This is a genomic window from Neisseria sp. 20925_1_37 (genome assembly GCF_041433255.1).
GTDB lineage: Bacteria > Pseudomonadota > Gammaproteobacteria > Burkholderiales > Neisseriaceae > Neisseria > Neisseria flavescens_D.
Map to the genome: position 1 here is coordinate 57362 of NZ_JAPWBC010000002.1, position 25493 is coordinate 82854.

Sequence of the window (25493 nt, forward strand, 5' to 3'; positions counted from 1 at the left end):
AACAATAATACCACATGATAAAGTATCAGGCGGTTTGAAAAGGAGAATTGGTCATAGATACTGTCTTATCCCAGCAACGACAGTAATTCTTCTTCGGTTAATACGGCCACGCCCAAAGCTTGGGCTTTTTCCAATTTACTGCCTGCAGCTTCTCCGGCGACAACGTAGTCGGTTTTTTTGGATACGCTGCCGGAAACTTTACCACCTGCAGCCTCAATCATGACTTGGGCTTGGTCGCGTTTTAGTGTGGGTAAAGTCCCTGTTAATACAAAGGTTTTACCTGCTATGTCCTCATTAATGCCGTCTGAAATAGTTTCATCTTGAAGATTAGACAGCGTTTGAACGAAAGTTTTCATATTTTCAAGCAGGGCTGCGTTTTGCGGTTTACTGCGCCATATTTGCCAATCGGCAGGCAACGCTTTGTCGGTTTGCAAACCTTCTATGCTTTGTCCGGCAAGCTCCCACAAGGCCAGTGCTTTGGTTTCGCTGATTTTAAAATTGGGCAGGCGGGCAATCCAGCGTTGCGGCTCGGCATGGCGCAGCGGCGGGATGGTGACAGCCTGGCTTTGAGGGGCAACACCTACAGCCAGCAGCTCGTCTATCATCGCCTGCTGCGCTTCTTGGGCAAAAAAGTGAGCGATGGAGCGGGCAACCACCGTGCCGATATCGGGCAGGCAGGCGAGGATGGGTTCGGGTGCATGGCGGATATGGTCGAGCGTACCGAATGCCTGCGCCAGTGTTTTAGCGGTACGTTCGCCGACGTGACGGATGCCGAGGGCAAAAAGGAAGCGCGCAAGTTCAGGCGTTTTGCTGGCTTCTATGCCTGCGAGGATGTTTTCCGCCCATTTGGTCGGCTGTTTTTTATTGTTTTTGGCAAGCAGAGTATTGCCGGTCTCGCCTTCAAAGTTTTCAATCTCACTGTTTGATGGTTCTTCCTCATTAGACGATGCCTTATCCACTGTTTCCTTCATTTTTTGCAGGGTTGGAATATTGAGGCGGTAGAGGTCGGCGAAATGACGAACCAAATCTTGCGCTACCAGCTGCTCGATTTGTTTTTGTCCAAGTCCGTCAATGTCCATGGCCTTGCGTGAGGCAAAGTGGATTAAACCTTGCGCACGTTGTGCTTGACAAAGCATACCGCCGCTGCATCGGGCAACCGCTTCGCCTTCTTCACGTTCGATTTCGCTGCGGCAGATAGGGCAATGGGTGGGCAGGCGGTAGGGTTTGTGAAGAGGTTCGGATCGGGTTTCAGAAGGTGTTTCGGCAAACAAATCGTCTTGCAGGCCGTCTGAAACAGCAATGTTGGTCTCCTGCATTGGACGGCGTTCAAAAATCACGCGCACTACCTCAGGAATCACATCTCCGGCGCGGCGCACGACGACGGTATCGCCAACGCGTACGTCTTTGCGCGATACTTCGTCTTGATTGTGCAGGGTGGCGTTGGTGACGGTAACGCCGCCGACGAATACAGGTTGCAGGCGGGCAACCGGAGTTACTGCGCCGGTACGCCCGATTTGTACATCAATGGCTTCGACAATGGTCAATGCTTCTTCGGCAGGAAATTTGTGGGCAATGGCCCAGCGCGGTGCACGGGAGATGAAGCCGAGTTCGCGCTGTTGCGCCAAGCTGTTGACTTTGACGACCATACCGTCGATTTCGTAGGGCAGGGAGGGGCGTTCTTCTTCGTACATTTTTTCATAACGTTTAAGTACGTCATTTATATCTTTAAATTTATTTAATTTAAGAATATTTTTTAATTTTTTATGCCCAAATCCCAATGTCGTTAGATAGTCTATCTCCTCAGTATGTGTTGTAAATTCTTTCCCACCTTGTTGTTGTGCAATGCTGTATGGGAAAAAGGTTAATTTACGTTTAGCTGTAATGCGGGAGTCAAGCTGGCGCAGACTACCTGCTGCGGCGTTGCGGGGGTTGGCAAAGGTTTTTTGGTGGTTTTCGGTTTGGTGTTGATTGAGTGTTATGAAATCAGCTTTTAACATCAATATTTCACCACGAACTTCGATGAGTTTTGGGATATTGTCGCCGTGTAGGCGAAGGGGGATGTTGGCGACGGTTTTGACGTTCTGGGTAACGTCTTCGCCTGTGGTGCCGTCGCCACGGGTTGCCGCTTGAGTCAATACGCCGTCGCGGTACAGCAGGCTGATGGCCAGACCGTCGAATTTGGGTTCGATGACGTATTGCGGTTTTTCACCATTCAAACTGTTACGGACACGTTCATCGAAAGCATACATTTCTGAATGGTCGAACACACCATTTTCATTTCTTGGAGAGAAGGCATTAGTCAGTGACAGCATCGGCACTTCGTGGTGTACTTCAGCAAAAGCAGTTAGTGGTTCTGTGCCTGCGCGCTGGGTTGGGCTGTCGGGCAATTTCAACTCAGGGTGATTTAACTCCAATGCTTCAAGCTCGCGGAACAATTTGTCGTATTCGGCATCGGGTACGCTGGGCGCGTCTAGGGTGTAGTATTCGTAGGCGTAGCGGTTGAGGAGGTCGGTCAGGTATTTGATACGTTGTTCAGTCGGATTCATTGTGTAATCGGAATAGAGTTTTCAGACGGCCTGATGATAGAGAGGCCGTCTGAAAATCGATGAATATTGAAGATGAAGGGATTTTACCTGAAAAAAAGCGGATATGCCGTCATTGCATATCCGCTTTTTGATTGGGGAAGTTTAAGAGAACAGGCGCAGGGCTTGTTTGCTGCCGGGTTTGATGCCGACTTTAAGCATTTCTTCCTGACGGGCCAAAACGTAGTTGCGTACGTCTTTGAGCCATTGGGTGGAAACTTCTTCCATTTGGTCGTTAACCAAATCCAAGCTGAGTTGGCCGGAGAGTTTGACTGCCAAGTCCATAAATTTGTCGAAAGTTTTTTCACCGGCAGGAACATGCGGAATATCCAACAGCATGCTGAAACCGCGGTAGGCTTGGTTGTCCAACAGAGGATTGGTAAACGGTTTGTTGTCCAAAGTATGGATGGAGAACAATTGAGGATTATTGTTGTCGCCGAAATGGAACGCGCCGTCTTCGCCCAGTTTGAAGCCTGTATCTTCCACGGCGGCACGCAATTCTACGCCGCTGATATTGGAATGGGAAACCAAGTGAATGGCGATGGTTTGGTCAACACGCGCACAGAATTGGTCGAGGGCTTGCGCGACTTCGGTGAAAGCATCCAAGTCGGTATGCAAAACTTTGCCGTCCATCAGTTGGGCAAAAGCATCAACCTGTTGGTCGAAGTGTTGCAGCCCTTCACGCGCTGCCAAACCGTTACGGCTGACAGCTTGCAGACCCATAACGAAGCCTTGGTAGTAAACGCCCGGAATCGGCTCTGCAACACGGAAATGGTCGTCCATGGTGCAACCGATTATTTGGAAGCGGTGAGTGCCGGAAAGGCGCGGCAGGGCGTGCAATTCTTGGGCTTGTTTCAGGGAGATGTAGGCCATGTAGTCGAAGCGCGGGTCAAACCAAGGCAACTCGACTTGAGACAATTCGTCCAGGCTGATCAATGGTACTTGTGTCACAGGCTCGGCTGTGGTTTCAACCGGAGCAGAAGCGGCTTCGGCTGGGCTTACGGTAATTTCGTTGTTCAAGCCGATAACGGTGTGTTGGACTTTTTCTTCTGCGGAGAAGTCGTCTTCCACAGTCAGCTCGACATCGGTTTTAAGTTGGGCAGGGTGAGCCAGTTTGGCTTTTGCCGCGTAGATTTCATCTTGCTCTTGCAGGTTGCGCAAAGCCTCTTCGGTTTTTTTGTTTTTCTTGATAAACAAACCTTGACCGCCGGTTTCTTTGCTATCGCGGACATGTTTGGTTTTACTGGTCAAAAGTGCATCCTTATCGGAATGGCCGAATTGTTCGCGCACTTGTTTGCGGTATTGGTTTTCCTGGTACATGTTGTAACCGATGACCGCCAAAAGAGCGGCGAGGGCTAAGACGATGAAAATCATGGAGTAATCACTTTTTAAAAAGGCAGCATTCCGTCTTTTTCAGGGTGCGGAATCTTGCTGCATGGGAAGTTCGTTGGAGCCGGACTTTATGCGTCCGAATGAATAGCTGAATTATAACGAAAATAAACGGTTGTGACAGCATTATGTCTGCCAATCATTTCAGGCCGTCTGAAAGTTATCCGCGCCGGATGGGGAAACCTGCTTTTTGAAGGCGAGGCCAATCGAAGAAATGTCCGGGATCGGTTTTCCTGTCCGGCGCGATGTCCTGATGAGCGGTAACGGCCTGAATCGGGTAATGTTCGGAAATGGCGGTCAGCAAGGCTTGCAGGCTGGTGTATTGTGCTTCGGTAAAAGGCTCGAAATCGCAGCCTTCCAATTCAATACCGATTGAAAAGGCATTGCATTTTTCTCTGCCTTGAAACGACGATACGCCGGCATGATAGGCCATGTCGTCGCAGGAAACGAATTGGACGGTTTCGCCTTTACGGCTGATGAAAAAATGACTGGAGACACGCAAGGTGTGGATGATGCTGAAAAAAGAATGCTCGTCAGGGTTGATTTGGTTGGTAAACAACTTTTCCACTGCCCCTGTGTTGTACTCAAAAGGAGGGAGGGAAATATTGTGGAGGACAACCAATGAGATGTCTTCATCCGGTTCGCGCGGGCTGAAATTGGGCGAATGAGTTTGGCGTGCATTCAGCCAACGGCCGTTTTGCCAAGTGTTTTTTGAAGGGGAATTCATGGTTTCAGACGGCCTTTCGGGGTAGGAAAACATACGTTGGGGAAGGTGGCAGGCTTAGTGCGCTTGTTTTCGGTTATACTGTCGCCCGACACGTTCACAAACCAAGAATCCTACCATGTTGAAAAAATTGTTGAAATGGCTGGCCGTATTTTTGACGGCATTTGCCGCCGTGGTTGCCGCATTGTTGTTTGTTCCGAAAAACAACGGCAAGCCATACCGTATTACCGTTGCTAAGAATCAAGGTATCTCTTCCGTCAGCCGCAAACTGGCTCAAGACGGCATCGTTTATAACCGTTATGTGCTGGTAGCCGCCGCATATGTGATGGGTGTTCACAACCAACTCAATGCCGGCTCTTACCGCCTGTCTGCCAAAGTATCGGCTTGGGACATTTTAAAACGCATTAAAAAAGGCCGCCCTGATTCGGTCAGCGTGCAAATTTTGGAAGGCGCGCGTTTTGCCCAAATGCGCCGTATTATCGACAACACTGCCGACATTGCTCACGATACGCGCGGTTGGAGCGATGAAAAACTGATGGCCGAAGTAGCACCCGACGCCTTGAGCAGCAATCCCGAAGGACAGTTTTTTCCGGATAGTTACGAAATTGATGCCGGCGGCAGCGATCTTCAAATTTACAAAATCGCCTACCGTAAAATGCGGGAAAACCTGCAAGAAGCATGGGACGACCGTCAAAGCGGCCTGCCTTATAAAAATCCGTACGAAATGCTGATTATGGCGAGTCTGATTGAAAAAGAAACCGCGCACGAAGACGACCGTGCCCATGTGGCCGCCGTATTCGTCAACCGCCTGAATATCGGCATGCGCCTGCAAACCGACCCGACTGTCATCTATGGCATGGGCGATGCGTATAAGGGCAGAATCCGCAAAGCCGACCTGCAACGAGATACGCCTTACAATACCTACACACGCAGCGGTTTGACACCAACGCCGATTGCGCTTCCCGGCAAGGCCGCGCTTGAAGCAGCGGGTCATCCGTCTGATGAAAAATATCTGTATTTCGTCTCAAAAATGGATGGTACGGGCCTGAGTGAGTTCAGCCACAATCTTTCTGAACATAACGCTGCCGTACGCAAATATATTTTGAAGAAATAAACCGAATAGGCCGTCTGAAACATTTATAATCCCTGTTTCAGACGGCCTTTAAATTGACGATATCCATATGAAACCTAGATTTATTACCCTTGACGGCATAGACGGTGCAGGCAAATCCACCAACCTCGCCGTAATGAAAGCATGGTTTGAAAAACACAAACTGCCTGTATTGTTTACGCGAGAACCGGGAGGCACTCCGGCCGGAGAAGCATTGCGTGAAATCCTGCTCAACCCTGCCACCCAAGTCAGCCTGCGTACCGAAACCCTGCTGATGTTTGCAGCCAGACAGCAACACTTGGAAACGGTCATTGTGCCCGCCCTGAAAAACGGCACGCATGTCGTTTCCGACCGCTTTACCGATGCAACGTTTGCCTATCAAGGCGGTGGACGAGGCGTTCCCTTACAAGATATTGCCACGCTTGAGCATTGGGTGCAGGGCGATTTCTGCCCAGATTTAACTTTGCTGTTGGATGTGCCTTTGGAAGTGTCAATGGCACGCATCAACCAAACGCGTGAGAAAGACCGCTTTGAACAAGAAGAAGCCGAGTTTTTCAATCGGGTACGCGAAGTATATCTGCAACGTGCTAACGAACAGCCGGAACGCTATGCCGTCATCGACAGCAGCCAAAGTCTGGATGCGGTAAAAAATCAGATTGAAACCGCGCTAGACAGTCATTTTGGATTGAATGTTTAAGTTTAAATAAAATGCCGTCTGAAAGAAGGGTAGTGTGGCGAAGAAATATTATTACAGAAGTTTTTAGACATAAAACCAAATAAAACGAAATATCAAAACAAATGTAATAAATATCGGTATGCGCCACCAAAAGAACATGATAAAATTACGGTCCCTTACAAAGCCGGTCTGTTAACAACCCGACTTTAGAAATTTTAAACGTCTGAAGCAGCCTGTTTCAGACTTGTTCGCTGTAAAATCTCTCTCGCAAACAGGATCGATAAATGGAAAATTCATTAAAAGAAGCCGCCCTGCAGTTCCACGAATTCCCCGTGCCGGGCAAAATCTCCGTTACCCCAACCAAATCTCTGGCCACGTCTAAAGATTTGGCGTTGGCGTACTCTCCGGGCGTAGCCGCTCCTTGTATGGAAATCCATGCCGATCCGCAAACTGCCTACAAATACACTGCCAAAGGCAATTTGGTTGCCGTGATTTCCAACGGTACAGCAGTGTTGGGTTTGGGCAACATCGGTGCATTGGCCGGTAAACCTGTAATGGAAGGCAAAGGCGTATTGTTCAAAAAATTCGCCGGTGTTGATGTATTCGACATCGAAATCGATGAAAAAGACCCTCAAAAATTGGTAGACATCATTGCTTCTTTGGAACCGACTTTCGGCGGTATCAACCTCGAAGACATCAAAGCGCCTGAGTGCTTCTACATCGAACGCGAATTGCGCAAACGTTGCAAAATCCCTGTATTCCACGACGACCAACACGGTACCGCCATCATTACTGCTGCCGCTGTACTGAACGCTTTGCGTTATACCGGCCGCAAAATCGAAGAAGCAACTTTGGTGTGCTCCGGCGCAGGTGCCGCAGCGATTGCCTGCTTGAACCAATTGTTGGATTTGGGTTTGAAACGCGAAAACGTGACCGTTTGCGACTCCAAAGGCGTGATTTACAAAACCCGCGAAGACAAAGACCGTATGGACGAGTCCAAACAGTTCTACGCCATTGAAGATAACGGACAACGCGTATTGGCCGATGCCGTTAAAGGTAAAGACATCTTCTTGGGTCTGTCCGGCGCAAATCTGCTGACGCCTGAAATGCTGAACACCATGAACGAAAAACCAATCGTGTTCGCTATGGCAAACCCAAATCCGGAAATTCTGCCTCCATTGGCAAAAGAAACCCGTCCGGATGTGGTCATCGGTACCGGCCGCTCAGACTTCCCGAACCAAGTAAACAACGTATTGTGCTTCCCATTCATCTTCCGTGGTGCATTGGATGTCGGCGCGACCACCATCAACGAAGAAATGAAACGCGCCTGCGTGTATGCTTTGGCTGATTTGGCGATGGAAGAGGTAACTGAAGAAGTGGTTGCCGCTTACGGTAAGAAATTTGAATTCGGTGCGGAATACCTGATTCCTACCCCATTCGATTCCCGCCTGTTGCCTCGCGTTGCTACAGCTACTGCTAAAGCAGCAATGGAAAGCGGCGTGGCTACCCGTCCAATCGCTGATTTGGATGCGTATGCTGCTAAACTGGCCGGTTTGAAATTGTAATCCGGTAAGTAGTATTTGATTGAAAATGCCGTCTGAAAGTTGTATTTCAGACGGTATTTTTGTTTATTGGGTATTTTAGAAATAGCTTAATGCAGTAATTGGAATGAAAAACACGATAAGCTGCTGATTCAACGGAGACGTGGGCATATGGATTGCTTTCTAAGATAGGTTTCTTATTTTTGAAGTATTTTGATTTTGCAGAATTTGTATGGGATTAAATACAATATTTTTGCCAGCTTTTTAAACAACATCAGGCCGTCTGAAAACTGGTTTTCAGACGGCCCTAAGTTAATGAAACGGTTCATTTTTGCCAATAGGTTTTGACGTTGACGAACTCGTACAGCCCGAATTCTGATAGCTCGCGTCCATAGCCTGAAGCTTTGACTCCGCCAAAGGGAAGGCGCAGGTCGCTGCTGGTGTGGCGGTTGATAAAGACAGAGCCTGCTTGGATTTTTTCGGCGTATTTCCATGCATTTGCCGTGTCGGCTGTGTAGATACAGGCACCGAGGCCGAAAGGTGTGTCGTTGGCAAGTGCGACGGCATGATCCGGATTGTCGGCGCGTAAGATCATGGCAACTGGGCTAAAGACTTCTTCGTGCCAAACGCGGCAGTTTGGGTTGACTTGATCCAATACCGTGGCAGGGTAAAACCAGCTTTCTCCATCAGGGATATAGCCGCCACTCAAACATTGCGCGCCATGTGCAACCGCATCTTGAACCTGCTCGTGTACGGTTTGACGCAGGTCTTGGCGGTGAAGCGGGGCAAGGGTGGTGTTCGGATCTTTTGGATTGCCGGTTTGCAGTTTGGCGCACTCGGCAAGGAAGAGCGGGATAAACTGTTCGGCAATATCTTGGGTAACAATGATGCGTTTGGCGGCATTGCAGGATTGTCCGGCATCGCGAAAGCGCGAATAGCAGGCATCGATGGCTGCGCGTTGCAGATCGGCGTCGGGCAGGATGATAAACGGATTGCTGCCGCCCAGTTCAAGGACGGTTTTTTTCAGATGTCTGCCTGCATGTGCGGCCAGCAGGCGGCCGGTATGGGTTGAACCGGTAAATGCCATGGCATCGGTATCTTCAATAGCTTTAAGCGTGTCTTCATGACTTAACCATGCGCCGATAAGTGGTAAACCTTTGGGGACAAGACTGAATAGGGTTTCGCTGACGCGAGCGACACTGGGCGCAGGTTTGACCGCGCAGGCATTGCCGGCGCACAGGGCAGGGATGGCAAATCGTAAAATCTGCCAAACAGGATAGTTCCACGGCATGACTGCCAAAACAACGCCCAAAGGCTCGAAGCGGACTTGGCTGAGGCTGGCTTGGGTGGCGATGGTTTTATGGGCAAGTAGTTCAGGGGCAAGGCGGACGTAGTAGCGGATAAGCTCGATGGATTTGCTGATTTCGGCACGGCATTCGTGCAGGCAACGGCCGACTTCTTCGCAAACCATTTCGGCAAGGCGTTCCTGGTTTTGGGTGAGGCTGTCGGCAAATTGCTGTAAGAGGGTGGTGCGCTCGATAATGCTTGATTGTGCGAAGGTTTGCTGAAGGGTTTGGAGGCGGTTTAATTCGTCGGTAAATTCAGTGTAGCTTTGTGCTGGTCGGCGGCAAATGGTTTCACCGGTAAAGACATGGGTGCTGTGAAACATGGTTGGCTCCTTTGTTTTTATGTTTTTATGAGGCCGTCTGAAAATGTTTCAGACGGCCTTTTATTGTGATGATTGTACTTCAAGCGACCAGTTGGGGAAAAATAGATTTTAAGCCGGCAACAATAATCTCTACGGAAATGGCGGCAAGCATCATGCCCATAATGCGGTTGAGGATGGTCAGGCCGGTCGTGCCCAAGCGTTTGCTGATGCGTCCGGCAACGATCAGGATGAGATAGCAAATCAGGCTGACCAGAAAGCCGGAGATGATAATTAGGGCAATATCGCTGTAATTTTTGGCGGCAGAGGAGTAAATGATGACGGTAGAGATACCGCCGGGGCCGATGGTAATCGGAATGGCAATGGGTACGACGGCAATGGCTTTTTCATTGCGGCGGACTTGTTGCGCACTTTGATGTTCTTCTGAATGGGGATCAATTTGGGGTTTGGCAGGATTATCGTTGCCGTTCATTAAGGATATGGCAATCAGCAAAACCAGAATACCGCCGCCGACTTGGAAAGAGCCCACGCTGATACCGAGTACTTTCAACAAGATACCGCCGCCCAGCGCAAAGACGACAATCACGATGAAAACGGCTAGTGCGGCAGTACGCGCAATTCTGCGTTTTTCTTTGGTGCTGTGGTCTTGCGTCAGGTCAAGATAAATCGAGAGCGCGCTGAAAGGATTAATCAGCACGAGAAATGCTACAAGCAGCTTGCCGATTTCTACACCCAGTTCCATATCATTTCTCGCTTTCAGTTAGTTCATCATTATCCATATTACGACGGCGGAGGTTTTTGTGTTCGTTGGCAATACCCATCAACAGGGCGAGCACCACCATGATGGAAAGCGTAGCCGTACCGCCGTAGCTGACCAAGGGGAGGGGGACGCCGACAACGGGCAAAATACCGCTGACCATGCCCATGTTTACAAAGGCATAGCAGAAAAAGGTCATGGTCAACGCGCCTGCCAGAGTACGGCTGTAAAGGGATTGAGCTTGCGCGGCAATCCACAATCCGCGTGCCAGAATGATGAGGTAAACCAGCAGTAAAAGGATATTGCCGATCAGGCCGAATTCTTCGCCGAATACTGCGAAAATAAAGTCAGTCGTTGATTCGGGAATATAGTCCAAATGGGTTTGCGTGCCGTTGAGCCAGCCCTTACCCCATACGCCGCCCGAGCCAATGGCAATCATGGATTGGATGATGTGGTAGCCTGCGCCCAACGGGTCTTTGGTTGGGTCGAGCAGGGTGAGGACGCGGGTTTTCTGATAGTCGTGCATGCCGTAATTCCACAAGAGCGGCAAAGCGGCCACAAAGGCAATAATAGCAGCAAAAATAGCCTTCCAAGGCAATCCGGCAAAAAAGATGACAAAAATACCCGAAGCCATAATCAGCGCGGCCGTACCGAGGTCGGGCTGTTTCAAAATCAGGGCGACAGGAACAAGAATCAGCACAAGGGCGACAATATAATGTATCCATTTCAGACGGCCTTCATAGCGTTGGAAATACCACGCGACAGTCATGGGAATACCGATTTTCATGATTTCGGAAGGTTGGATACGGGTAAAGCCGAGGCTCAGCCAACGGGTCGAGCCGTTGACGGTAACGCCGGCGACTTCGACGCCAATCAACAGTAATACGCCGACAATGTAAACAGGCAGGGCAACTTTGGCAGCCGTTTGCGGCTTGAATACGGCGATAATCCATAACAGGGCAAAGCCCAAAACGGTATGGATGGTTTTGTTTTCCAATTGGCCGAACTCTTGCCCATCTGCGGAATAGAGCAAAAACAGGCTCATGATGTAGATGGTGAGCATGGCAAAAAACAGCCAAGGGTCAATCGGGGCCGCAATGGTGGATTTGAAATTTTTCCACACTGATGTGTTATTCATGATGAACCTCCTGCTGTGAGGCAGGGCTTGTCGGAGTCAGTCCGTAGGCGGATTGGAAAATGCTGGTAATAGGCTGATGCTTGTCCGTTGTTTCAGTTTTGGCTGAATCTGATTCAAGGCCGTCTGAAAACTGTTGCGGCTTGACGTGAAGCATATAAAAATCAGTCATTTCACGGGCCAATGGCGCGGCATACGCACCCCAACCGCCGTTTTCCAAAATAACGGCAATGGCAATTTCAGGTTTTTCCAATGGCGCAAACGAGATAAACCATGCGTGGTCGCGGTGTTGTTCGCGCAGGGCTGCGGCATTGTAGCGGCCGCCCTGTTTGATTTGTACGACTTGGGCCGTACCGGTTTTACCGCCCATCGTATAGGAGAGTCCGCCACCGATACGGTGCGCCGTACCACCCGGTTTCAATACCTTTTCCATTGCGCGTTTGACGTATTCGAAGTTGTCGGCTTTGAACGGAATTTGACGCTCAGGATTGGGGTTGATACGGGTAATTTTGCGCGCGCCGAAATCCAATATTTCTTTGACCAAATGCGGCTGATGGACGACACCGTTATTGGCCAGAGATGCTGTCGCATGTGCCATTTGCAAAGGTGTGTAGGCGTTGTAGCCTTGGCCGATACTGACGGAAACCATTTCGCCGGCGCGCCATTCTTTCGCGGTAGGATCGGAAGATTTGGCAAAACGTTTGGCTTTCCATTCGCGGCTAGGCAAAACGCCTGTGTATTCGCTGGGCAGGTCAATGCCGGTTTTTTGGCCGAAACCGAATTGAGCCAGATACGGAGAGGCTTTATCGATACCCATTTCGTAACCCAAGCGGTAGAAGAAGGTATCTGAAGATACTTGAATGGCTTTGCTCAAGTTGGCCGAGCCGTGGCCGCTGCGGACAGAGTCGCGGAAAATATGGCGGCTGCCGGGTATGCTCCATGCGCCGGGAGCGGGGACAATGGTGTTTTGAGTGATTTTGCCGCTTTCCAACAAAGCCATGCCCATAAAGGGTTTGAATGTAGAACCCGGCGGATAAAGGCCTTGGGTAACGCGGTTGATCAAAGGCTTTTTCCAATCGTCATTCAGCATTTTCCAAGTGTCGCTGTCGATGCCGTCAATAAAGAGGTTGGGATCGAAGGAAGGTTTGGAAACAAAAGCCAAAACAGTACCGTCTTGCGGATTGATGGCCACCAATGCGCCACGGCGGTCGCCTAAAATGCGGTCGGCTTCCTGCTGCATACGGATATCCATGCCTAGGCGCAAGGTTTGCCCCATTTTGGACGGGACATTTTTCAATACGCGGACAATGTTGCCGTAAGCGTCTTTTTCGACTTCCTGATAGCCTGGAACGCCATGAAGCTGGTGTTCGTAATATTTTTCCAAGCCGGATTTACCGATATGCGTACTGCCGCGATAGAGGGCGGTCAGGCCTTCTTCTTCCAGCATTTCTTTGTCTTTATCGCTAATACGGCCGATGTAGCCTAAGAAATGGGAAGTCAGTTTGCCGTAAGGATATTCGCGGAATGTGCGTGAGTTGACTTCTACGCCTTTGAATTCGCGCAGATGCACAGACAAGCGTGCAGCCTCTTCATCGGTCAGTCTGAGTTTGAGTGGGATATTTTCAAATTTTCTATAGCTTTCGCGGTATTTTTTGAAGCGTTTTAAATCTGTCGGCGTGATATCGACGTATTTTTTCAATGCTTCAATGACATCTTCCATCTTGCCTTCAATGCGGCTGGGAATAACTTCGAGTGAAAAGACAGGATAGTTTTTGGCCAAAGGAACGCCGTTGATATCGATGATTTCGCCACGTACGGGCGGCGTTGGAATCAGGGTGATACGGTTGCTTGACGCTTGACCGGAAAACTCGTTGTGTTGAGTCACTTGCAGGTAGAAGAACCGCGCCAGTAAGATGGAAAAGAAGATGACAATCAGGATAAAGGCAACGAGCAGGCGCAACAAAGCATCGGCTTGTGCTGCCTGAGCGGAAGGTTTTTTGGTATGTTGACCACCGGAAAGACGGCGTGGAAGAGTCGGTTTCATCTTTTCAGTGTGCGCGGTAAATACGGGTCACGACCAGCATCAGCTGGCTGAGTATCGGCCAAAGCAGTGCGCCGACAAATGGGGCAACAAAGCCTTGCAAAGTGATGACCTGATGATTAAGGAACAAACGGGCAACAGTTAAGACGGCCTGATTGAGAAGCAGTGCAGCCAAGACAGCGGCCAATTGCATAATGTGGCCGTAAAGCATGATTTGGCGGCGGCGGTTTAAGATGAAATAAGTCATCACAACGTAAGACAGGGCGTGCAAGCCCAAAGTCGCAGCGGTTGCAGCATCGACAATCAGGCCGATGGCAAAAGCCAGTCCCATGCCTGCGCGTTGCGGTTGGTGCAATGTCCAATACAGCAGCATCAGTGCCGTCATTTCAGGCAGCCAAAAGAATCCGTCAAAGGAAAACGGCATAAAGTCCAGTATCATCATCACAATGAGACTGGCCGCCATGATGTGCAGCGGTACTGCACGGTAAGAATCGTCAAAATCGTTCATGAAATCAGCGTGGTGAAGAAGGGGCGGAAGAAAGTACCAAGACAAAACGGCTGCTGCGTAAAGCGGCCAAAGGCGTCAGTTGTGTATCGTAATAAGGCGTTCCCGATGCACGGACAACCTTGCTGACGGTTGCAACGGGAATCCCCGCCGGATAAGTACCATCCAAGCCAGAAGTCAGCAGAACATCGCCGGGTTTCAAGTCTGAACCGGTTGGAAAATAGCGTAAATCCAAACTGCTGCCATTACCGTATGCCAAATTGCGTTCACCGGTGCGGCTGACGGCTACGGGGACAATGTTTTGTCCGCTTGAGATCAGTTCAATTTCCGCGCTTTGTGTGTGGACTTGTGTCAACAGGCCGATCAAACCGCTTTGATCGATGACCGCATCACCAACTTTCAAGCCGTCTTGACTGCCTTTGCCGATAATCAGTCTTTCGGAAAGCGGATCTTTGCCATTGGAAATGACTTCCGCGCCGATAACGTTGTGAATGCCTTTTTGTTGCAAACCGTACAGTTTTTTCAATTCGCGCAATTCATCGGTATTGACTTTATCCCGCTGCAAATCGATTTTCAGACGGCCATTTTCTTCCAAAAGCCGGCGGTTTTGTTCCAAAAGCTCGGATTTGGACTGGGAGAGGTCGGCAAAATATTGATAAAGTTGAACGGGTTGATTGGCCAGCCATTGAGCAGGATAGAGCATGGGCATTACTGCCGCACGCACAGGCTGCATCAATGAAAAGTGATAATCGGCTACCATCAGGCCGGCAGCCAGGGCGACATAAACGACAAAACGAGGCAACAGCTTAGGGCCTTTTGCCTCGTCAAAGCGCAAAGAAGAGCGTTCCATAACCATCTACCTTATGGGTTTTCCGTAAACACGGTATCCCATTTGCCGATATAGTCCAAAGCCTTACCGGCACCATAGGCGACGCAGTTCAGAGGCTGGTCGGCGATGCCGACAGGCAGACCGGTTGCATCGGCCAAGACGGTATCGATACCGTGCAGAAGTGCGCCACCGCCTGTCAGCATAATACCGCGGTCGGCAATGTCGCCGGCTAATTCAGGCGGAGCCTGTTCCAAAGCCAGACGAACGGCGCGGATGATTTGATTTACCGTTTCACTCAATGCTTCACGGATTTCATTTGACGTAACCGCCAAGGATTTAGGCGTACCTTCGGCCAGATCGCGGCCTTTAATACGCATGGCTGTTTCGGTTTCAAAGCCCGATGCAGAGCCGATTTGTTTCTTCAATTCTTCTGCGGTAGCTTCGCCAATCAAGACACCGCGATGGCGGCGCAGGTAATGGATGATGCTTTTATCAAATTCATCGCCGGCTGCGCGGACGGAAGCAGAATAGGCCATGCCGCCCAGTGAAAGAATACCGATTTCGGTCGTACCGCCGCCAATATCGACAATCATCGAACCTGCCGCATCTTCAATCGGCAAGCCTGCGCCCAAAGCGGCTGCCATCGGTTCTTCAATCAAATGCACGCTTGCCGCGCCGGCAGCAAACGCCGAATCCAAAATTGCTTTACGTTCCACTTGGGTAGAGCCGCCCGGAACACAGATAACCACACGAGGCGGAACCAAAGACCGTCCTTCGGTGGCTTTTTTAATCAACATACCCAGCATACGCTCGGTAATCACAAAATCAGCAATTACACCGTCCCTCATCGGGCGGACGATTTCAATATTGCGCGGCGCACGGCCCTGCATTTTTTTGGCTTCCGTGCCCACCGCCATAATTTTACTTTTATTGCCTGCGCCGGATTGAATCGCAACCATGGACGGCTCATCCAAAACAATCCCTTTGCCGCGTACGAAAATCAGCGTGTTAGCCGTGCCCAAGTCGATGGCAATATCATTGGAGAGGAAACGAGATAAAAGACGAAACATAGGATTCCTGAAATTCCGGCCCAGCCCGGATGTGTTTAGCATTATTTAAAATAAGAAAAACAGGTACACGGTTTTAGACGAATAAATGCGCCTTTAGAAGGCCGTCTGAATCAAAACACCATGCCAACCTGTTTGGTTTTCGGTTATAATTCTTCGCTTCATAGAAGACGAAATGCAATGATACTCCAAACCTAAGAGGCATTGCTATCAGACAAGGATTTTTTATGGCTTTAAGCTTAAATGATGTGGAAAAAATCGCAAAACTCTCGCGCCTCACTTTAACGGACGAAGAAAAAAACAAAACGCTTGCCGAGTTGAACGACATTTTCGCCATGGTTGAAAACATGCAAAGCGTCAATACCGACGGCATCGAACCCATGGCGCATCCGCACGAAGCCGCTTTACGCCTGCGCGAAGATAAAGTGACTGAAACCGATCACGCTGCCGAATATCAGGCTGTTGCCCCAGAAGTACGCAACCGCCTGTATATCGTTCCTCAAGTGATTGAAGAATAAGGTTTCAGACGGCCTTTGCTTATCGGCAAACTCCTATTGCAAGGCCGTCTGAAAGGATATTCTGTTCAGACGGCCTGATTTATTGATTTAAACGGATGTTTTCAATATCTGTTTTGAAAGCAAAAACTGTTTTATAGAAAGTACGGCACAATGACCGCTTACACGCTCAAACAAGCCAGCAGCCTGCTGCAATCCAAACAAATTTCCGCAGTCGAATTGGCGACCGAATATTTGGCCGCTATTGCTGCGAAAAACCCTGCCATCAACGGCTACGTTACCATCGATCAAGATAAGACCCTTGCTGAAGCTAAAGCAGCCGATGCGCGTATCGCAGCCGGCAATGCAACGGCTTTGACCGGTGTGCCGGTTGCTTACAAAGATATTTTCTGCCAAACAGGTTGGCGCAGTGCATGCAGCTCCAAAATGTTGGATAACTTTGTTTCTCCTTATACTGCTACTGTGGTGCAAAACTTGTTGGATGCCGGCATGGTTACTCTTGGCCGTACCAATATGGACGAATTTGCCATGGGTTCGACCAATGAGACTTCATTCTACGGCGCAACCAAAAACCCGTGGAATCTTGAACATGTTCCCGGCGGTTCATCAGGCGGTTCGGCTGCTGTAATTGCGGCGCGTTTGGCACCGGCTGCCTTGGGTTCGGATACCGGCGGTTCTATCCGTCAGCCTGCATCGCATTGCGGCATTACCGGCATTAAGCCGACTTACGGTACGGTTTCACGCTTCGGTATGGTTGCCTATGCTTCCAGCTTCGACCAAGCCGGCCCTATGGCGCAAACGGCCGAAGACTGCGCGATTTTGTTGAACGCCATGGCCAGCTTTGACGAGCGTGATTCCACCAGTTTGGAACGCGACAAAGAAGATTACACCCGTGATTTGGACAAGCCGCTCAAAGGTTTGAAAATCGGTTTGCCTAAAGAATATTTCGGAGAAGGCGCGGATGCCGATGTTCAGACGGCCTTGCAAAGCGTTATTGATTTGCTCAAAGCTCAAGGCGCGGAGACTGTTGAAGTTTCCCTGCCGCAAACATCATTGTCGATTCCCGCTTATTACGTTCTCGCCTCTGCGGAAGCAAGTACCAACTTATCCCGCTTCGACGGCGTACGTTATGGTCATCGTGCAGCGCAATTCGGCGATTTGGAAGAAATGTACAGCAACACCCGTGCCGAAGGTTTCGGTAGCGAGGTCAAACGCCGTATCATGATCGGTACTTATGTATTGAGTCATGGTTACTACGATGCTTATTATCTGAAAGCGCAAAAACTGCGTCGTCTGGTTGCCAATGATTTTCAGACGGCCTTTGGTCAATGTGATTTCATTTTGGCGCCGACTGCGCCGACTGCCGCGCCAAAACTTGGCAGCGACATCCACGATCCTGTGCAAATGTACTTGTCCGATATTTACACCATCGCCGTAAACCTTGCCGGTTTGCCTGCACTGACTCTGCCTGCCGGTTTCAGCGCAAACGGTCTGCCGATTGGTGTTCAATTTGTCGGCAACTATTTCTCCGAAGCCAAAATTTTGGGTGCCGCACATCAAGTTCAACTGAATAGCGATTGGCACACTAAAGCGCCGGAATAAGGGTAGGGAGCCTATATGCCTGAAAAGTTTTCTTTTCCAGGATTTAAAACTGTTTATCAGAATGCGCCAAAATTTAAAACGCAACATTTAAAATTTACATTACGGACATTGTGGTATCGTAAAGAAATTAAGGCATTTGAGCAGTTTGTAAATGCTTCAGAAATATGCCAAGGTTTTTTTAGTCAAATGCCCCAAGATGCTTATCCTTTGATACATGAGTTTGTTGATAAGAAATTTAGTGGTCAAGATAGGTTAAAAATTATGCAGTCAGATTTTGAGGCTGCAGAAAAGCTGTTTGGAAAAGAAAGAGTAATGGGTATGAAAACCCGTTCCTTTCATATTGTTTTGGCAAAACCTTCAGACGGCCTTGAGATTTGGCTTAGCCGAAATGACAATTGCGTTGATGAAGGAATGTGGTCTCTTTCTTTACGAGAAAGCAATGGAAGACGTCTGTATATGACAACATTCGCCTTTGTAAATAATATGCTGCTTGCAGCCTCCCTTCAGGGACCAGCAGGAGAAGAAGCAAAAGATACCGTACGGGGTTTAACTAAGAAGTTACATGGATTGCGTCCTCAGCAATTGATGGTACATGCATTGCAATATTTTGCTATTACATTAAAGCTGGAAGGTGTGATTGGTATCACACAAGATAGGCAAGTTAAGCTACGTTGGCGCTTGAAGAAACGTGTCAAAATGAACTATGACCAATTTTGGCAGGAGCATGGTGCTCAAAAAGGTATTGATGGATTATGGCATCTTCCAAAAGAGCCGGTACGTAAAAATTTTGAGGAAATTGAAAGCAAAAAACGGTCTATGTATCGTAAGCGTTATCAGATGTTAGATGAAATAGAAGAGCAAATAAGAAATGCTTTAGCGCCTATAAAATAAACTATCATCTGATGAATAAAACATATATATGAATACAACCGACTTCATTCAAATCATTGGGACAGCCGCGTTTGCCATTTCCGGCTATTTGGTCGGCTACAACAAGCGATTGGATGTACTCGGTGTCGTCATTACTGCGTTACTGACGGCTGTCGGCGGCGGCATGATACGCGATGGTTTGGTCGGCCGGATTCCGCAAGTGTTTTTGCAAACCGATGCGTTGATTGTTGTGTTTGCTACGCTTGCCATCGCATGGTTGATAAGGGTGCAACGTTATCGCAGCACCTATTTGGCCGCTGCTTTTATCATTGCTGATGCCATCGGTTTGGCAGCGTTCAGTATTACCGGTGCACAAATCGGTATGGCTTTGCAGCTCAATCTGTTTGGCGTTATTTCTTTGGCTTTCGTGACTGCCGTTGGCGGGGGTATTGCACGCGATATTTTGGTCAATGATGTGCCGATGATTTTGCGCACCGACCTTTACGGCAGCGTGGCTATTTTGATTGGCGGACTGATTTATCTGTTCGGGCATTTGGGCTGGATTAATATCTTTACGTTAAACCTGCTCTTTGCCGGCGGATTGTTGTTTCGCCTGACTGCATACCGTTTCCATTGGCAATTGCCCGGTTTCCAACGCCGCAGGAAATAAACTTATCTTACAGACGGCCTGTTATGGTTTTTTATTCAGGCCGTCTGAAAAACGAATCACTCATTTAATCGATTAACTTTTTTTCGACAGAAAGACCCTTATGACTTGGGAAACCGTAATCGGACTGGAAATCCACGTCCAACTCAACACCCAATCCAAAATCTTCAGCGGCGCATCCACTGCATTTGGTGCCGAGCCTAATGCCCACGCCAGCGTGGTTGAGTGTGCGTTGCCGGGCGTATTGCCGGTAATGAATCGCGAAGTCGTCGAAAAAGCCATCAAACTCGGTTTGGCTTTGGATGCGAAAATCAATCAGAAAAACGTATTCGACCGTAAAAACTATTTTTATCCTGATTTGCCAAAAGGCTATCAAATCAGCCAGTTGGATTTGCCGATTGTTGAACACGGCAAACTGGAAATCGTAGTGGGCGATGAGGTTAAAACCATCAATGTTACCCGTGCGCACATGGAAGAAGATGCGGGTAAATCCGTGCACGAGGGTTTAAACGGTGCCACCGGTATTGACTTGAACCGTGCCGGTACGCCTTTGTTGGAAGTTGTCTCCGAGCCTGAAATGCGTTCCGCAGCCGAAGCCGTGGCATACGCTAAAGCGTTGCACGGTTTGGTAACTTGGCTGGATATTTGTGACGGTAATATGGCGGAAGGTTCGTTCCGTGTTGATGCCAACGTTTCTGTACGTCCAAAAGGCCAGGCCGAGTTCGGTACACGTCGTGAAATTAAAAACCTCAACTCTTTCCGCTTCTTGGAGCAAGCCATCAATTATGAAGTGGAAGCGCAAATCGAAATTTTGGAAGACGGCGGTAAAGTACAGCAGGCAACCATGTTGTTTGACCCTGAAAAAGGCGAAACCCGTGTGATGCGTTTGAAAGAAGATGCGCACGATTACCGCTATTTCCCAGATCCGGATTTGCTGCCGGTCATTATTTCAGACGGCCAATTGCAGAAAGCTAAAGAGCAAATGCCTGAATTGCCGCATGAAATGGCGGCGCGTTTTGTTGCCGATTACGGCGTGTCTGACTATGATGCGCGTCTGTTGACTGCCAGCCGCGCCCAAGCTGCCTATTTTGAAGAAGCGGCCAAAGCCTGCGGCCAAGGTAAATTGACGGCGAACTGGATGAACGGCGAGCTTGCCGCTATCTTGAACAAAGAAGGTTTGGAATTGGCTGAAAGCCCGATTACAGCTCCACGCCTTGCCGAGTTGGTTGCTAAAGTTGCAGATGGAACATTAAGCAGCAAATTGGCGAAAAAAGCTTTTGAAGCAATGTGGGTCGAGCCTGAAGCAGGTATTGCCGAAATCATCGAAAAACATGGCTTGCAACAAATTACCGACACTGGCGCAATTGAAGCGATGGTGGATGAAGTGTTGGCAAACAATGCGAAAGCCATTGAGCAATTCCGTTCCGGTAATGAAAAAGCCTTAAATGCGATTGTCGGCCAAGTGATGAAAGCAAGTAAAGGCAAGGCCAATCCGGCTCAGGTTCAAGAGTTGATTAAAGCCAAATTGGCTTGATAGATAGGACAGGCCGTCTGAAAACAGGTTTCATTTTCAGACGGCCTTTGTTTTTGATAATAAATTTATTCTAAATACCATGACACATACCATTACCTTACCAGATCAAACTACATTTACGGCGAATGAGGACGAAACTGTTCTTGCTGCCGCAACCCGTCAGAATTTAAATTTGCCTCATTCTTGCAAAAGCGGTGCTTGCGGGCAGTGTAAGGCCGAGTTGATGAGTGGCGAATTTGAAATGGGCAAGCATATTGATAAAGCCATCAGTGAAGAAGAAAAAGCGCAGGGTAAAGTATTATTGTGCTGTACCACTGCGAAGAGTGACCTAAAAATTAATGTGCCGGGTTTTAATCAAAATGCTTTGCCGGTACGCACATTGCCGGCACGTATTGAAAACATTGAAATCAAACACGATGTTGCTTTGCTCAAACTGGCTTTGCCTAAAGCGCCGCCATTTGCATTTTATGCCGGACAATATATTGATTTGCTGCTTCCCGGTAATATCAGCCGCAGCTATTCAATCGCCAATTCGCCTGATCAAGAAGGCATTTTGGAATTGCATATCCGCAACCGTGAAAACGGCGTATGCTCAGAAATGATTTTTGGTGCAGAGCCTAAAATCAAAGAAAAAGGCATTGTCCGTGTCAAAGGGCCATTGGGTGCATTCACTTTGCAACAAGACAGCAATAAACCGATGATTTTGTTGGCAACGGGTACAGGTTATGCCCCTATTCGCAGTATTTTGCTTGATTTGATTCGTCAGAATAGCGAGCGTCAGGTTCATTTTTACTGGGGAGCACGTCAACAGGCGGATCTGTATGCATTGGAAGAAGCAGAAGTAGTAATAGGCCGTCTGAAAAATGCGAAATTTTCGCCGGTTCTTTCTAAGCCTGATTCCGAGTGGAAAGGGGAGAATGGCTATGTGCAAGATGTTGCTGCACAAAATTATCCTGATTTGAGCCAATATGAGGTTTATGCTTGCGGATCACCAGAGATGACTGAAAGTGCACATGGTTTACTGACTCAAAAATGCGCTTTACCGGAAGATGCCTTTTTCTGTGATGCTTTTTCACCGGCATAATGATGTTTATACAGAATTTATATGTTTAAATACAGGTATTAAAAGTAGAGTCTAATGATAATCCGTTTGAGAAAGAGTGTGTTTTTACACACTCTTTTTTATACAGTAATTTTCAAAAAATATTTTTATCTTAAAGAGAAGGCTATTCTATTTGTTATTAAACATTAACTTGATTATTTATCATCAAGAAAAAGGCCGTCTGAATCTTTCAGACGGCCTTTGTTTTAAAGCTAATATTAGCTACCAATCAGTTTCAAACGTTGACCGGGAGATACAGTACGGGTATTGCGGTTCCAACGGCGGATATCGTTAATATCAACATTGAAACGGCTGGCGATGGTGTTCAGGGTATCGCCTTTGCGTACAGTGTAGGAAACGTTTTGAACCGGGTTGCTGCGGACTTTTGCCGGAGCGGCTGTAACACGGAGGATTTGGCCTTTTTTGATATTGTTGCCTTTGATGTTGTTGGCAATAATCAAATCGGCTACGCTCAGGTTATAGCGTTTGGAGATGTTAAACAATGTATCGCCATCTGCCACACGGTGGGTACCTGCTTCAAGTGCTACAGTTTGTGTGTTTTGCTGACCGCTTACACGGGCAAGGCGTGCATTGATACGGTGTTGTTGTTTAGCCATATTGGCTGCGATGCGTGCCGTGCGTGCACTTTCGGCGGTAACAACAGTTTGGACTTGTTTGTTCTCCGGTGTGGCCTCGGCAACAGTCGCTGAAGATTCCTCTGTCGGTCGGTTTTGTACCAATGCCATCAGGTCGTCATGCTCTTCTTGCGCCGGCGCAGCGGCAACAGATTCAACTGCTGGAGTAGGGGCTACATCGTTTGCGGCAACAGTTGGAGCGGTCAAGTCTGCAGGGATGGCTGATTTGGGCGCTTCTGCAACATTTTTAGTAACGGTCTCAGTAGTCGCATGGGTCATGGCTGTAACTGGGGCGGCCACTTCCGCATTTGCAACTTGAGGTTGGGCTTTAGTTTCTGTTACCGCTACTGAAGTAACGTTTTCAGCTTTGCTGCGTGCAATAAAGTCAACCGGTTTGCTGGATTGTGGAACAACAGGTGCAACAATATTGGTCACGGTATTTTGAGCGACTTTAACCGGTTCTACTGCGTTGGAAGCAATAATCGGAGACATGGCCGGCATATTGGATTGGTAAGTATCCGGTGTATTGTCTTTATCGATAAAATTAATGATGTCCTGGCTTTGGCTTGCTGAATTTTTAGCCACCAAAATGCTGCGGCCTTCAGAAACGGCGTTACCGCTCAGGCCGTTGAGGCGTTTGAGTTCGGCTACGCTCATGCCGGTATCGTTGGCAATGGCATTCAGTTTTTTGTTGCCCAAAGAAGTATAAATATCCCAAGACATCAGAGTATCCGGGTTAGCATTGCGGTAGTTCTTTTCAAATGTGGAAACCGCAGCAACCGGCAACAACAGACGACGGTTGTTTTTAGGGATGAATACAGGCGCATTGAAACCCGGGTTGAGTGCCAACAATTCGCTTTCGCTGATGTTTGCAAAGCGAGCGATTGTGCTGTTATCAATAGGTTTGTCGATGCTGATAGATTTGAAATACGGCTGGTTGCTGATTTCGCTGATATTCATGCCGAAGGTTTGCGGATTGGCAACGATATTGCGGACGGCCAAAAGTTTGGGAACGTAATTACGTGTTTCGTTCGGCATACGCAGATTTTCGTATGTCGGTTCCAAACCTTGCGCGCGGGCGCGGTTGACAGCACGTCCGACATTACCTTCGCCCCAGTTGTAAGCGGCAAGCGCCAAAGACCAGTCGCCGAACATACCGTGCAGGTATTGCAGGTAGTTCAATGCGGCATCGGTAGCGGCGTAAATATCGTGGCGGCCGTCATACAAAGGCGTTTTTTCCAAGCCGAAGTGGCGGCCGGTAGCCGGCATAAATTGCCACAGGCCGGATGCACCGACGTGTGATTTGGCTTTGGTTACGAATGCGCTTTCAATGAAAGGCAGCAAAGCGATTTCGGCGGGCATATTGCGTTTTTTAACTTCATTGGCAATATGGTACATATAAGGTTTGCTGCGGGAAATGGTGCGGTCGAAATATGCGCTGTTTGCAGCAAATTTGTTTTCGTGGCGGCGAACCAGTTCTGTGTTGACTTCGTTGATGCGGAAGTCTTTACGCAACGATGCCCATAAGCTGCCGGAGCCGAAGGTTTGTGCTTTGGCTTGGTCGAGCAGGGCGGAGTTGAGGCGCATCATGGCCATGCCGACTTGGTTGGGTGTAGCGTTTTGTGCGTAGGCTGTGGCGGAAACCGCCGACAGGCTTGAAACGGTCAGAGCGATGGTTTTTAGTTTTGCCATAGTAAATAAAGTTATCAAATATATAATAAAATTTCGTCTTTTTGATAGTATCGTTTCAGCATTTAAACGTCAAGTCGAGCAGGGAATTTGCTTGTGTGATGTGGCCGTGGTGTTAAAATTCTGTCACACAAGTCGGGATGCATAGGGGAGCATTTAATGGAAACTTTTTTTATGCAAACGCCAATGGGACAATATCTTGCTCAAAAAGAGGCGGATTTTTTCAGACGGCATTTGCAACATTTGAATGGCCAAGTGGCGGTTCAATTAGGCGCTGTATGGCAGAGGCCGTCTGAAAATATGATTGTGGTGCCGCGCGATGTGCGGATGGATGCTGAAATGTTGGCATTTGAAACGCATTCCGTGGATGTGTTATTGATGCCTCATCTTTTGGAAATTTCATCTGCAGATTTGGTGTTGCAAGAGGCGTTTAGGATATTAAAACCTGAAGGCAGGTTGATTTTGACGGGGTTCAACCCTAAATCTTTGTGGGGATTGAGCTCGTGGTTTGATGGGGAAAAGCTGCCTTTAAAATCTCAATGCTTGGCTCTGGCTGAGTTGAAACGAAAAATTGCGGATATTGGTTTTGAAATAGAATATGGGCAGTTTATGGATTATCTGCCTGCTGTGAATTCGCCTTCTGCTTTGAAGTTTTGGCGGTTTATGGAAAAGGCAGGGGATAGGTGGTGGCCGCAGTGTGCAGCGGTTTATGGGATGGTGTTAACGAAACATTTGATTGGTGTCCATCCTTTGCCTGAATTGGAATCTGCATTTGATGGCAATACGGTTGCTTTAAGTACGGCACGTTTGGCCGAATAGTTTTCAGACGGCCTGTATATTAATGATGAATTTGGAG

General features: G+C 48.5%; 21 protein-coding genes. 10 read left to right on the top strand and 11 right to left on the bottom strand.

Annotated elements, in window-relative coordinates; genetic code table 11:
• Positions 1-65: 65 nt before the first annotated feature.
• The 3 genes from ligA to ampD all read right to left on the bottom strand — a co-directional run bounded on the left by ligA (position 66) and on the right by ampD (position 4698).
• Positions 66-2546 carry an NAD-dependent DNA ligase LigA gene (gene ligA / locus O3661_RS01765; RefSeq protein ID WP_371492095.1) on the bottom strand — a complete coding sequence of 827 codons (2481 nt, stop codon included), beginning with the start codon at positions 2544-2546 and terminating at the stop codon, positions 66-68.
• Positions 2547-2687: 141 nt separating this feature from the next.
• Complete coding sequence (locus O3661_RS01770) at positions 2688-3956, bottom strand: cell division protein ZipA C-terminal FtsZ-binding domain-containing protein (protein ID WP_371492096.1); 1269 nt, start codon at positions 3954-3956, stop codon at positions 2688-2690.
• 175 nt (positions 3957-4131) lie between these two features.
• Complete coding sequence (ampD, locus tag O3661_RS01775) at positions 4132-4698, bottom strand: 1,6-anhydro-N-acetylmuramyl-L-alanine amidase AmpD (RefSeq protein WP_371492097.1); 567 nt, start codon at positions 4696-4698, stop codon at positions 4132-4134.
• Positions 4699-4813: 115 nt separating this feature from the next.
• Here ampD and mltG point away from each other — a divergent pair, with 115 nt between their 5' ends.
• From mltG to O3661_RS01790, 3 genes are all read left to right on the top strand, one after another.
• Entirely contained in the window at positions 4814-5809 is a 996-nt protein-coding gene (mltG, locus tag O3661_RS01780) for an endolytic transglycosylase MltG (protein WP_049336479.1), read from the top strand.
• A gap of 67 nt (positions 5810-5876) precedes the next feature.
• Entirely contained in the window at positions 5877-6503 is a 627-nt protein-coding gene (gene tmk, locus O3661_RS01785; RefSeq protein ID WP_371492098.1) for a dTMP kinase, read from the top strand.
• A gap of 263 nt (positions 6504-6766) precedes the next feature.
• Positions 6767-8047 carry a malic enzyme-like NAD(P)-binding protein gene (locus tag O3661_RS01790; RefSeq protein WP_004520118.1) on the top strand — a complete coding sequence of 427 codons (1281 nt, stop codon included), beginning with the start codon at positions 6767-6769 and terminating at the stop codon, positions 8045-8047.
• Between the two features lie 301 nt (positions 8048-8348).
• On the opposite strand, the gene O3661_RS01795 is transcribed toward O3661_RS01790, so the two are convergent.
• The 7 genes from O3661_RS01795 to O3661_RS01825 all read right to left on the bottom strand — a co-directional run bounded on the left by O3661_RS01795 (position 8349) and on the right by O3661_RS01825 (position 16026).
• Entirely contained in the window at positions 8349-9692 is a 1344-nt protein-coding gene (locus tag O3661_RS01795) for an aldehyde dehydrogenase family protein (protein ID WP_371492099.1), read from the bottom strand.
• Between the two features lie 79 nt (positions 9693-9771).
• Positions 9772-10431, bottom strand: a complete 660-nt coding sequence (locus O3661_RS01800) for a MarC family protein (RefSeq protein ID WP_063068826.1) — start codon at positions 10429-10431, stop codon at positions 9772-9774.
• A 1-nt stretch (position 10432) separates the two neighbouring features.
• Entirely contained in the window at positions 10433-11584 is a 1152-nt protein-coding gene (gene rodA, locus O3661_RS01805) for a rod shape-determining protein RodA (RefSeq protein WP_371492100.1), read from the bottom strand.
• Complete coding sequence (gene mrdA / locus O3661_RS01810; protein ID WP_371492101.1) at positions 11577-13625, bottom strand: penicillin-binding protein 2; 2049 nt, start codon at positions 13623-13625, stop codon at positions 11577-11579. Before mrdA ends, rodA begins: the two co-directional genes overlap by 8 nt.
• A 4-nt stretch (positions 13626-13629) precedes the next feature.
• Positions 13630-14130: a rod shape-determining protein MreD gene (mreD, locus tag O3661_RS01815; RefSeq protein WP_371492102.1), complete on the bottom strand. Its 501-nt coding sequence runs from the start codon at positions 14128-14130 to the stop codon at positions 13630-13632.
• 4 nt (positions 14131-14134) lie between these two features.
• Positions 14135-14977 carry a rod shape-determining protein MreC gene (gene mreC, locus O3661_RS01820; protein WP_371492103.1) on the bottom strand — a complete coding sequence of 281 codons (843 nt, stop codon included), beginning with the start codon at positions 14975-14977 and terminating at the stop codon, positions 14135-14137.
• An 11-nt stretch (positions 14978-14988) separates the two neighbouring features.
• A complete protein-coding gene (locus O3661_RS01825) occupies positions 14989-16026 on the bottom strand; it encodes a rod shape-determining protein (RefSeq protein WP_039862245.1) in 1038 nt (345 codons plus the stop codon).
• 224 nt (positions 16027-16250) lie between these two features.
• Here O3661_RS01825 and gatC point away from each other — a divergent pair, with 224 nt between their 5' ends.
• The 6 genes from gatC to O3661_RS01855 all read left to right on the top strand — a co-directional run bounded on the left by gatC (position 16251) and on the right by O3661_RS01855 (position 22295).
• Positions 16251-16541 (top strand): Asp-tRNA(Asn)/Glu-tRNA(Gln) amidotransferase subunit GatC, encoded by a 291-nt coding sequence (gatC, locus tag O3661_RS01830; RefSeq protein ID WP_003685110.1) that lies wholly within the window; start codon positions 16251-16253, stop codon positions 16539-16541.
• Between the two features lie 150 nt (positions 16542-16691).
• Positions 16692-18140: an Asp-tRNA(Asn)/Glu-tRNA(Gln) amidotransferase subunit GatA gene (gatA, locus tag O3661_RS01835; protein ID WP_371492104.1), complete on the top strand. Its 1449-nt coding sequence runs from the start codon at positions 16692-16694 to the stop codon at positions 18138-18140.
• Positions 18141-18155: 15 nt separating this feature from the next.
• A complete protein-coding gene (locus O3661_RS01840; protein WP_371492105.1) occupies positions 18156-19031 on the top strand; it encodes a VirK/YbjX family protein in 876 nt (291 codons plus the stop codon).
• 28 nt (positions 19032-19059) lie between these two features.
• On the top strand, positions 19060-19680 hold the full coding sequence (locus O3661_RS01845) for a trimeric intracellular cation channel family protein (RefSeq protein WP_128581776.1): 621 nt from the start codon (positions 19060-19062) through the stop codon (positions 19678-19680).
• 100 nt (positions 19681-19780) lie between these two features.
• Positions 19781-21211, top strand: coding sequence for an Asp-tRNA(Asn)/Glu-tRNA(Gln) amidotransferase subunit GatB (gene gatB, locus O3661_RS01850; protein WP_371492106.1), 1431 nt, complete (start codon positions 19781-19783; stop codon positions 21209-21211).
• Positions 21212-21290: 79 nt separating this feature from the next.
• The gene (locus tag O3661_RS01855; RefSeq protein ID WP_371492107.1) at positions 21291-22295 is read left to right on the top strand and encodes an FAD-binding oxidoreductase; all 1005 of its coding nucleotides are present in this window, start codon (positions 21291-21293) and stop codon (positions 22293-22295) included.
• Positions 22296-22531: 236 nt separating this feature from the next.
• On the opposite strand, the gene O3661_RS01860 is transcribed toward O3661_RS01855, so the two are convergent.
• Positions 22532-24640, bottom strand: a complete 2109-nt coding sequence (locus O3661_RS01860; protein ID WP_371492108.1) for a LysM peptidoglycan-binding domain-containing protein — start codon at positions 24638-24640, stop codon at positions 22532-22534.
• Between the two features lie 156 nt (positions 24641-24796).
• Between O3661_RS01860 and O3661_RS01865 the strand changes: the two genes are divergently transcribed.
• A complete protein-coding gene (locus O3661_RS01865; RefSeq protein ID WP_371492109.1) occupies positions 24797-25456 on the top strand; it encodes a class I SAM-dependent methyltransferase in 660 nt (219 codons plus the stop codon).
• The last annotated feature ends 37 nt before the right edge of the window (positions 25457-25493 follow it).

What these genes read in the sequence shown, in the direction of transcription:
- O3661_RS01800 (WP_063068826.1), bottom strand. Translation starts at nt 10,431, where the DNA reads ATGGAACTGGGTGTAGAAATCGGCAAGCTGCTTGTAGCATTTCTCGTG.
- ligA (WP_371492095.1), bottom strand. Translation starts at nt 2,546, where the DNA reads ATGAATCCGACTGAACAACGTATCAAATACCTGACCGACCTCCTCAAC.
- O3661_RS01865 (WP_371492109.1), top strand. Translation starts at nt 24,797, where the DNA reads ATGGAAACTTTTTTTATGCAAACGCCAATGGGACAATATCTTGCTCAA.
- gatA (WP_371492104.1), top strand. Translation starts at nt 16,692, where the DNA reads ATGACCGCTTACACGCTCAAACAAGCCAGCAGCCTGCTGCAATCCAAA.
- O3661_RS01840 (WP_371492105.1), top strand. Translation starts at nt 18,156, where the DNA reads ATGCCTGAAAAGTTTTCTTTTCCAGGATTTAAAACTGTTTATCAGAAT.
- ampD (WP_371492097.1), bottom strand. Translation starts at nt 4,698, where the DNA reads ATGAATTCCCCTTCAAAAAACACTTGGCAAAACGGCCGTTGGCTGAAT.
- O3661_RS01845 (WP_128581776.1), top strand. Translation starts at nt 19,060, where the DNA reads ATGAATACAACCGACTTCATTCAAATCATTGGGACAGCCGCGTTTGCC.
- O3661_RS01860 (WP_371492108.1), bottom strand. Translation starts at nt 24,640, where the DNA reads ATGGCAAAACTAAAAACCATCGCTCTGACCGTTTCAAGCCTGTCGGCG.
- O3661_RS01855 (WP_371492107.1), top strand. Translation starts at nt 21,291, where the DNA reads ATGACACATACCATTACCTTACCAGATCAAACTACATTTACGGCGAAT.
- tmk (WP_371492098.1), top strand. Translation starts at nt 5,877, where the DNA reads ATGAAACCTAGATTTATTACCCTTGACGGCATAGACGGTGCAGGCAAA.
- mreC (WP_371492103.1), bottom strand. Translation starts at nt 14,977, where the DNA reads ATGGAACGCTCTTCTTTGCGCTTTGACGAGGCAAAAGGCCCTAAGCTG.
- mltG (WP_049336479.1), top strand. Translation starts at nt 4,814, where the DNA reads ATGTTGAAAAAATTGTTGAAATGGCTGGCCGTATTTTTGACGGCATTT.
- mreD (WP_371492102.1), bottom strand. Translation starts at nt 14,130, where the DNA reads ATGAACGATTTTGACGATTCTTACCGTGCAGTACCGCTGCACATCATG.
- O3661_RS01790 (WP_004520118.1), top strand. Translation starts at nt 6,767, where the DNA reads ATGGAAAATTCATTAAAAGAAGCCGCCCTGCAGTTCCACGAATTCCCC.
- rodA (WP_371492100.1), bottom strand. Translation starts at nt 11,584, where the DNA reads ATGAATAACACATCAGTGTGGAAAAATTTCAAATCCACCATTGCGGCC.
- O3661_RS01825 (WP_039862245.1), bottom strand. Translation starts at nt 16,026, where the DNA reads ATGTTTCGTCTTTTATCTCGTTTCCTCTCCAATGATATTGCCATCGAC.
- gatB (WP_371492106.1), top strand. Translation starts at nt 19,781, where the DNA reads ATGACTTGGGAAACCGTAATCGGACTGGAAATCCACGTCCAACTCAAC.
- O3661_RS01795 (WP_371492099.1), bottom strand. Translation starts at nt 9,692, where the DNA reads ATGTTTCACAGCACCCATGTCTTTACCGGTGAAACCATTTGCCGCCGA.
- gatC (WP_003685110.1), top strand. Translation starts at nt 16,251, where the DNA reads ATGGCTTTAAGCTTAAATGATGTGGAAAAAATCGCAAAACTCTCGCGC.
- O3661_RS01770 (WP_371492096.1), bottom strand. Translation starts at nt 3,956, where the DNA reads ATGATTTTCATCGTCTTAGCCCTCGCCGCTCTTTTGGCGGTCATCGGT.
- mrdA (WP_371492101.1), bottom strand. Translation starts at nt 13,625, where the DNA reads ATGAAACCGACTCTTCCACGCCGTCTTTCCGGTGGTCAACATACCAAA.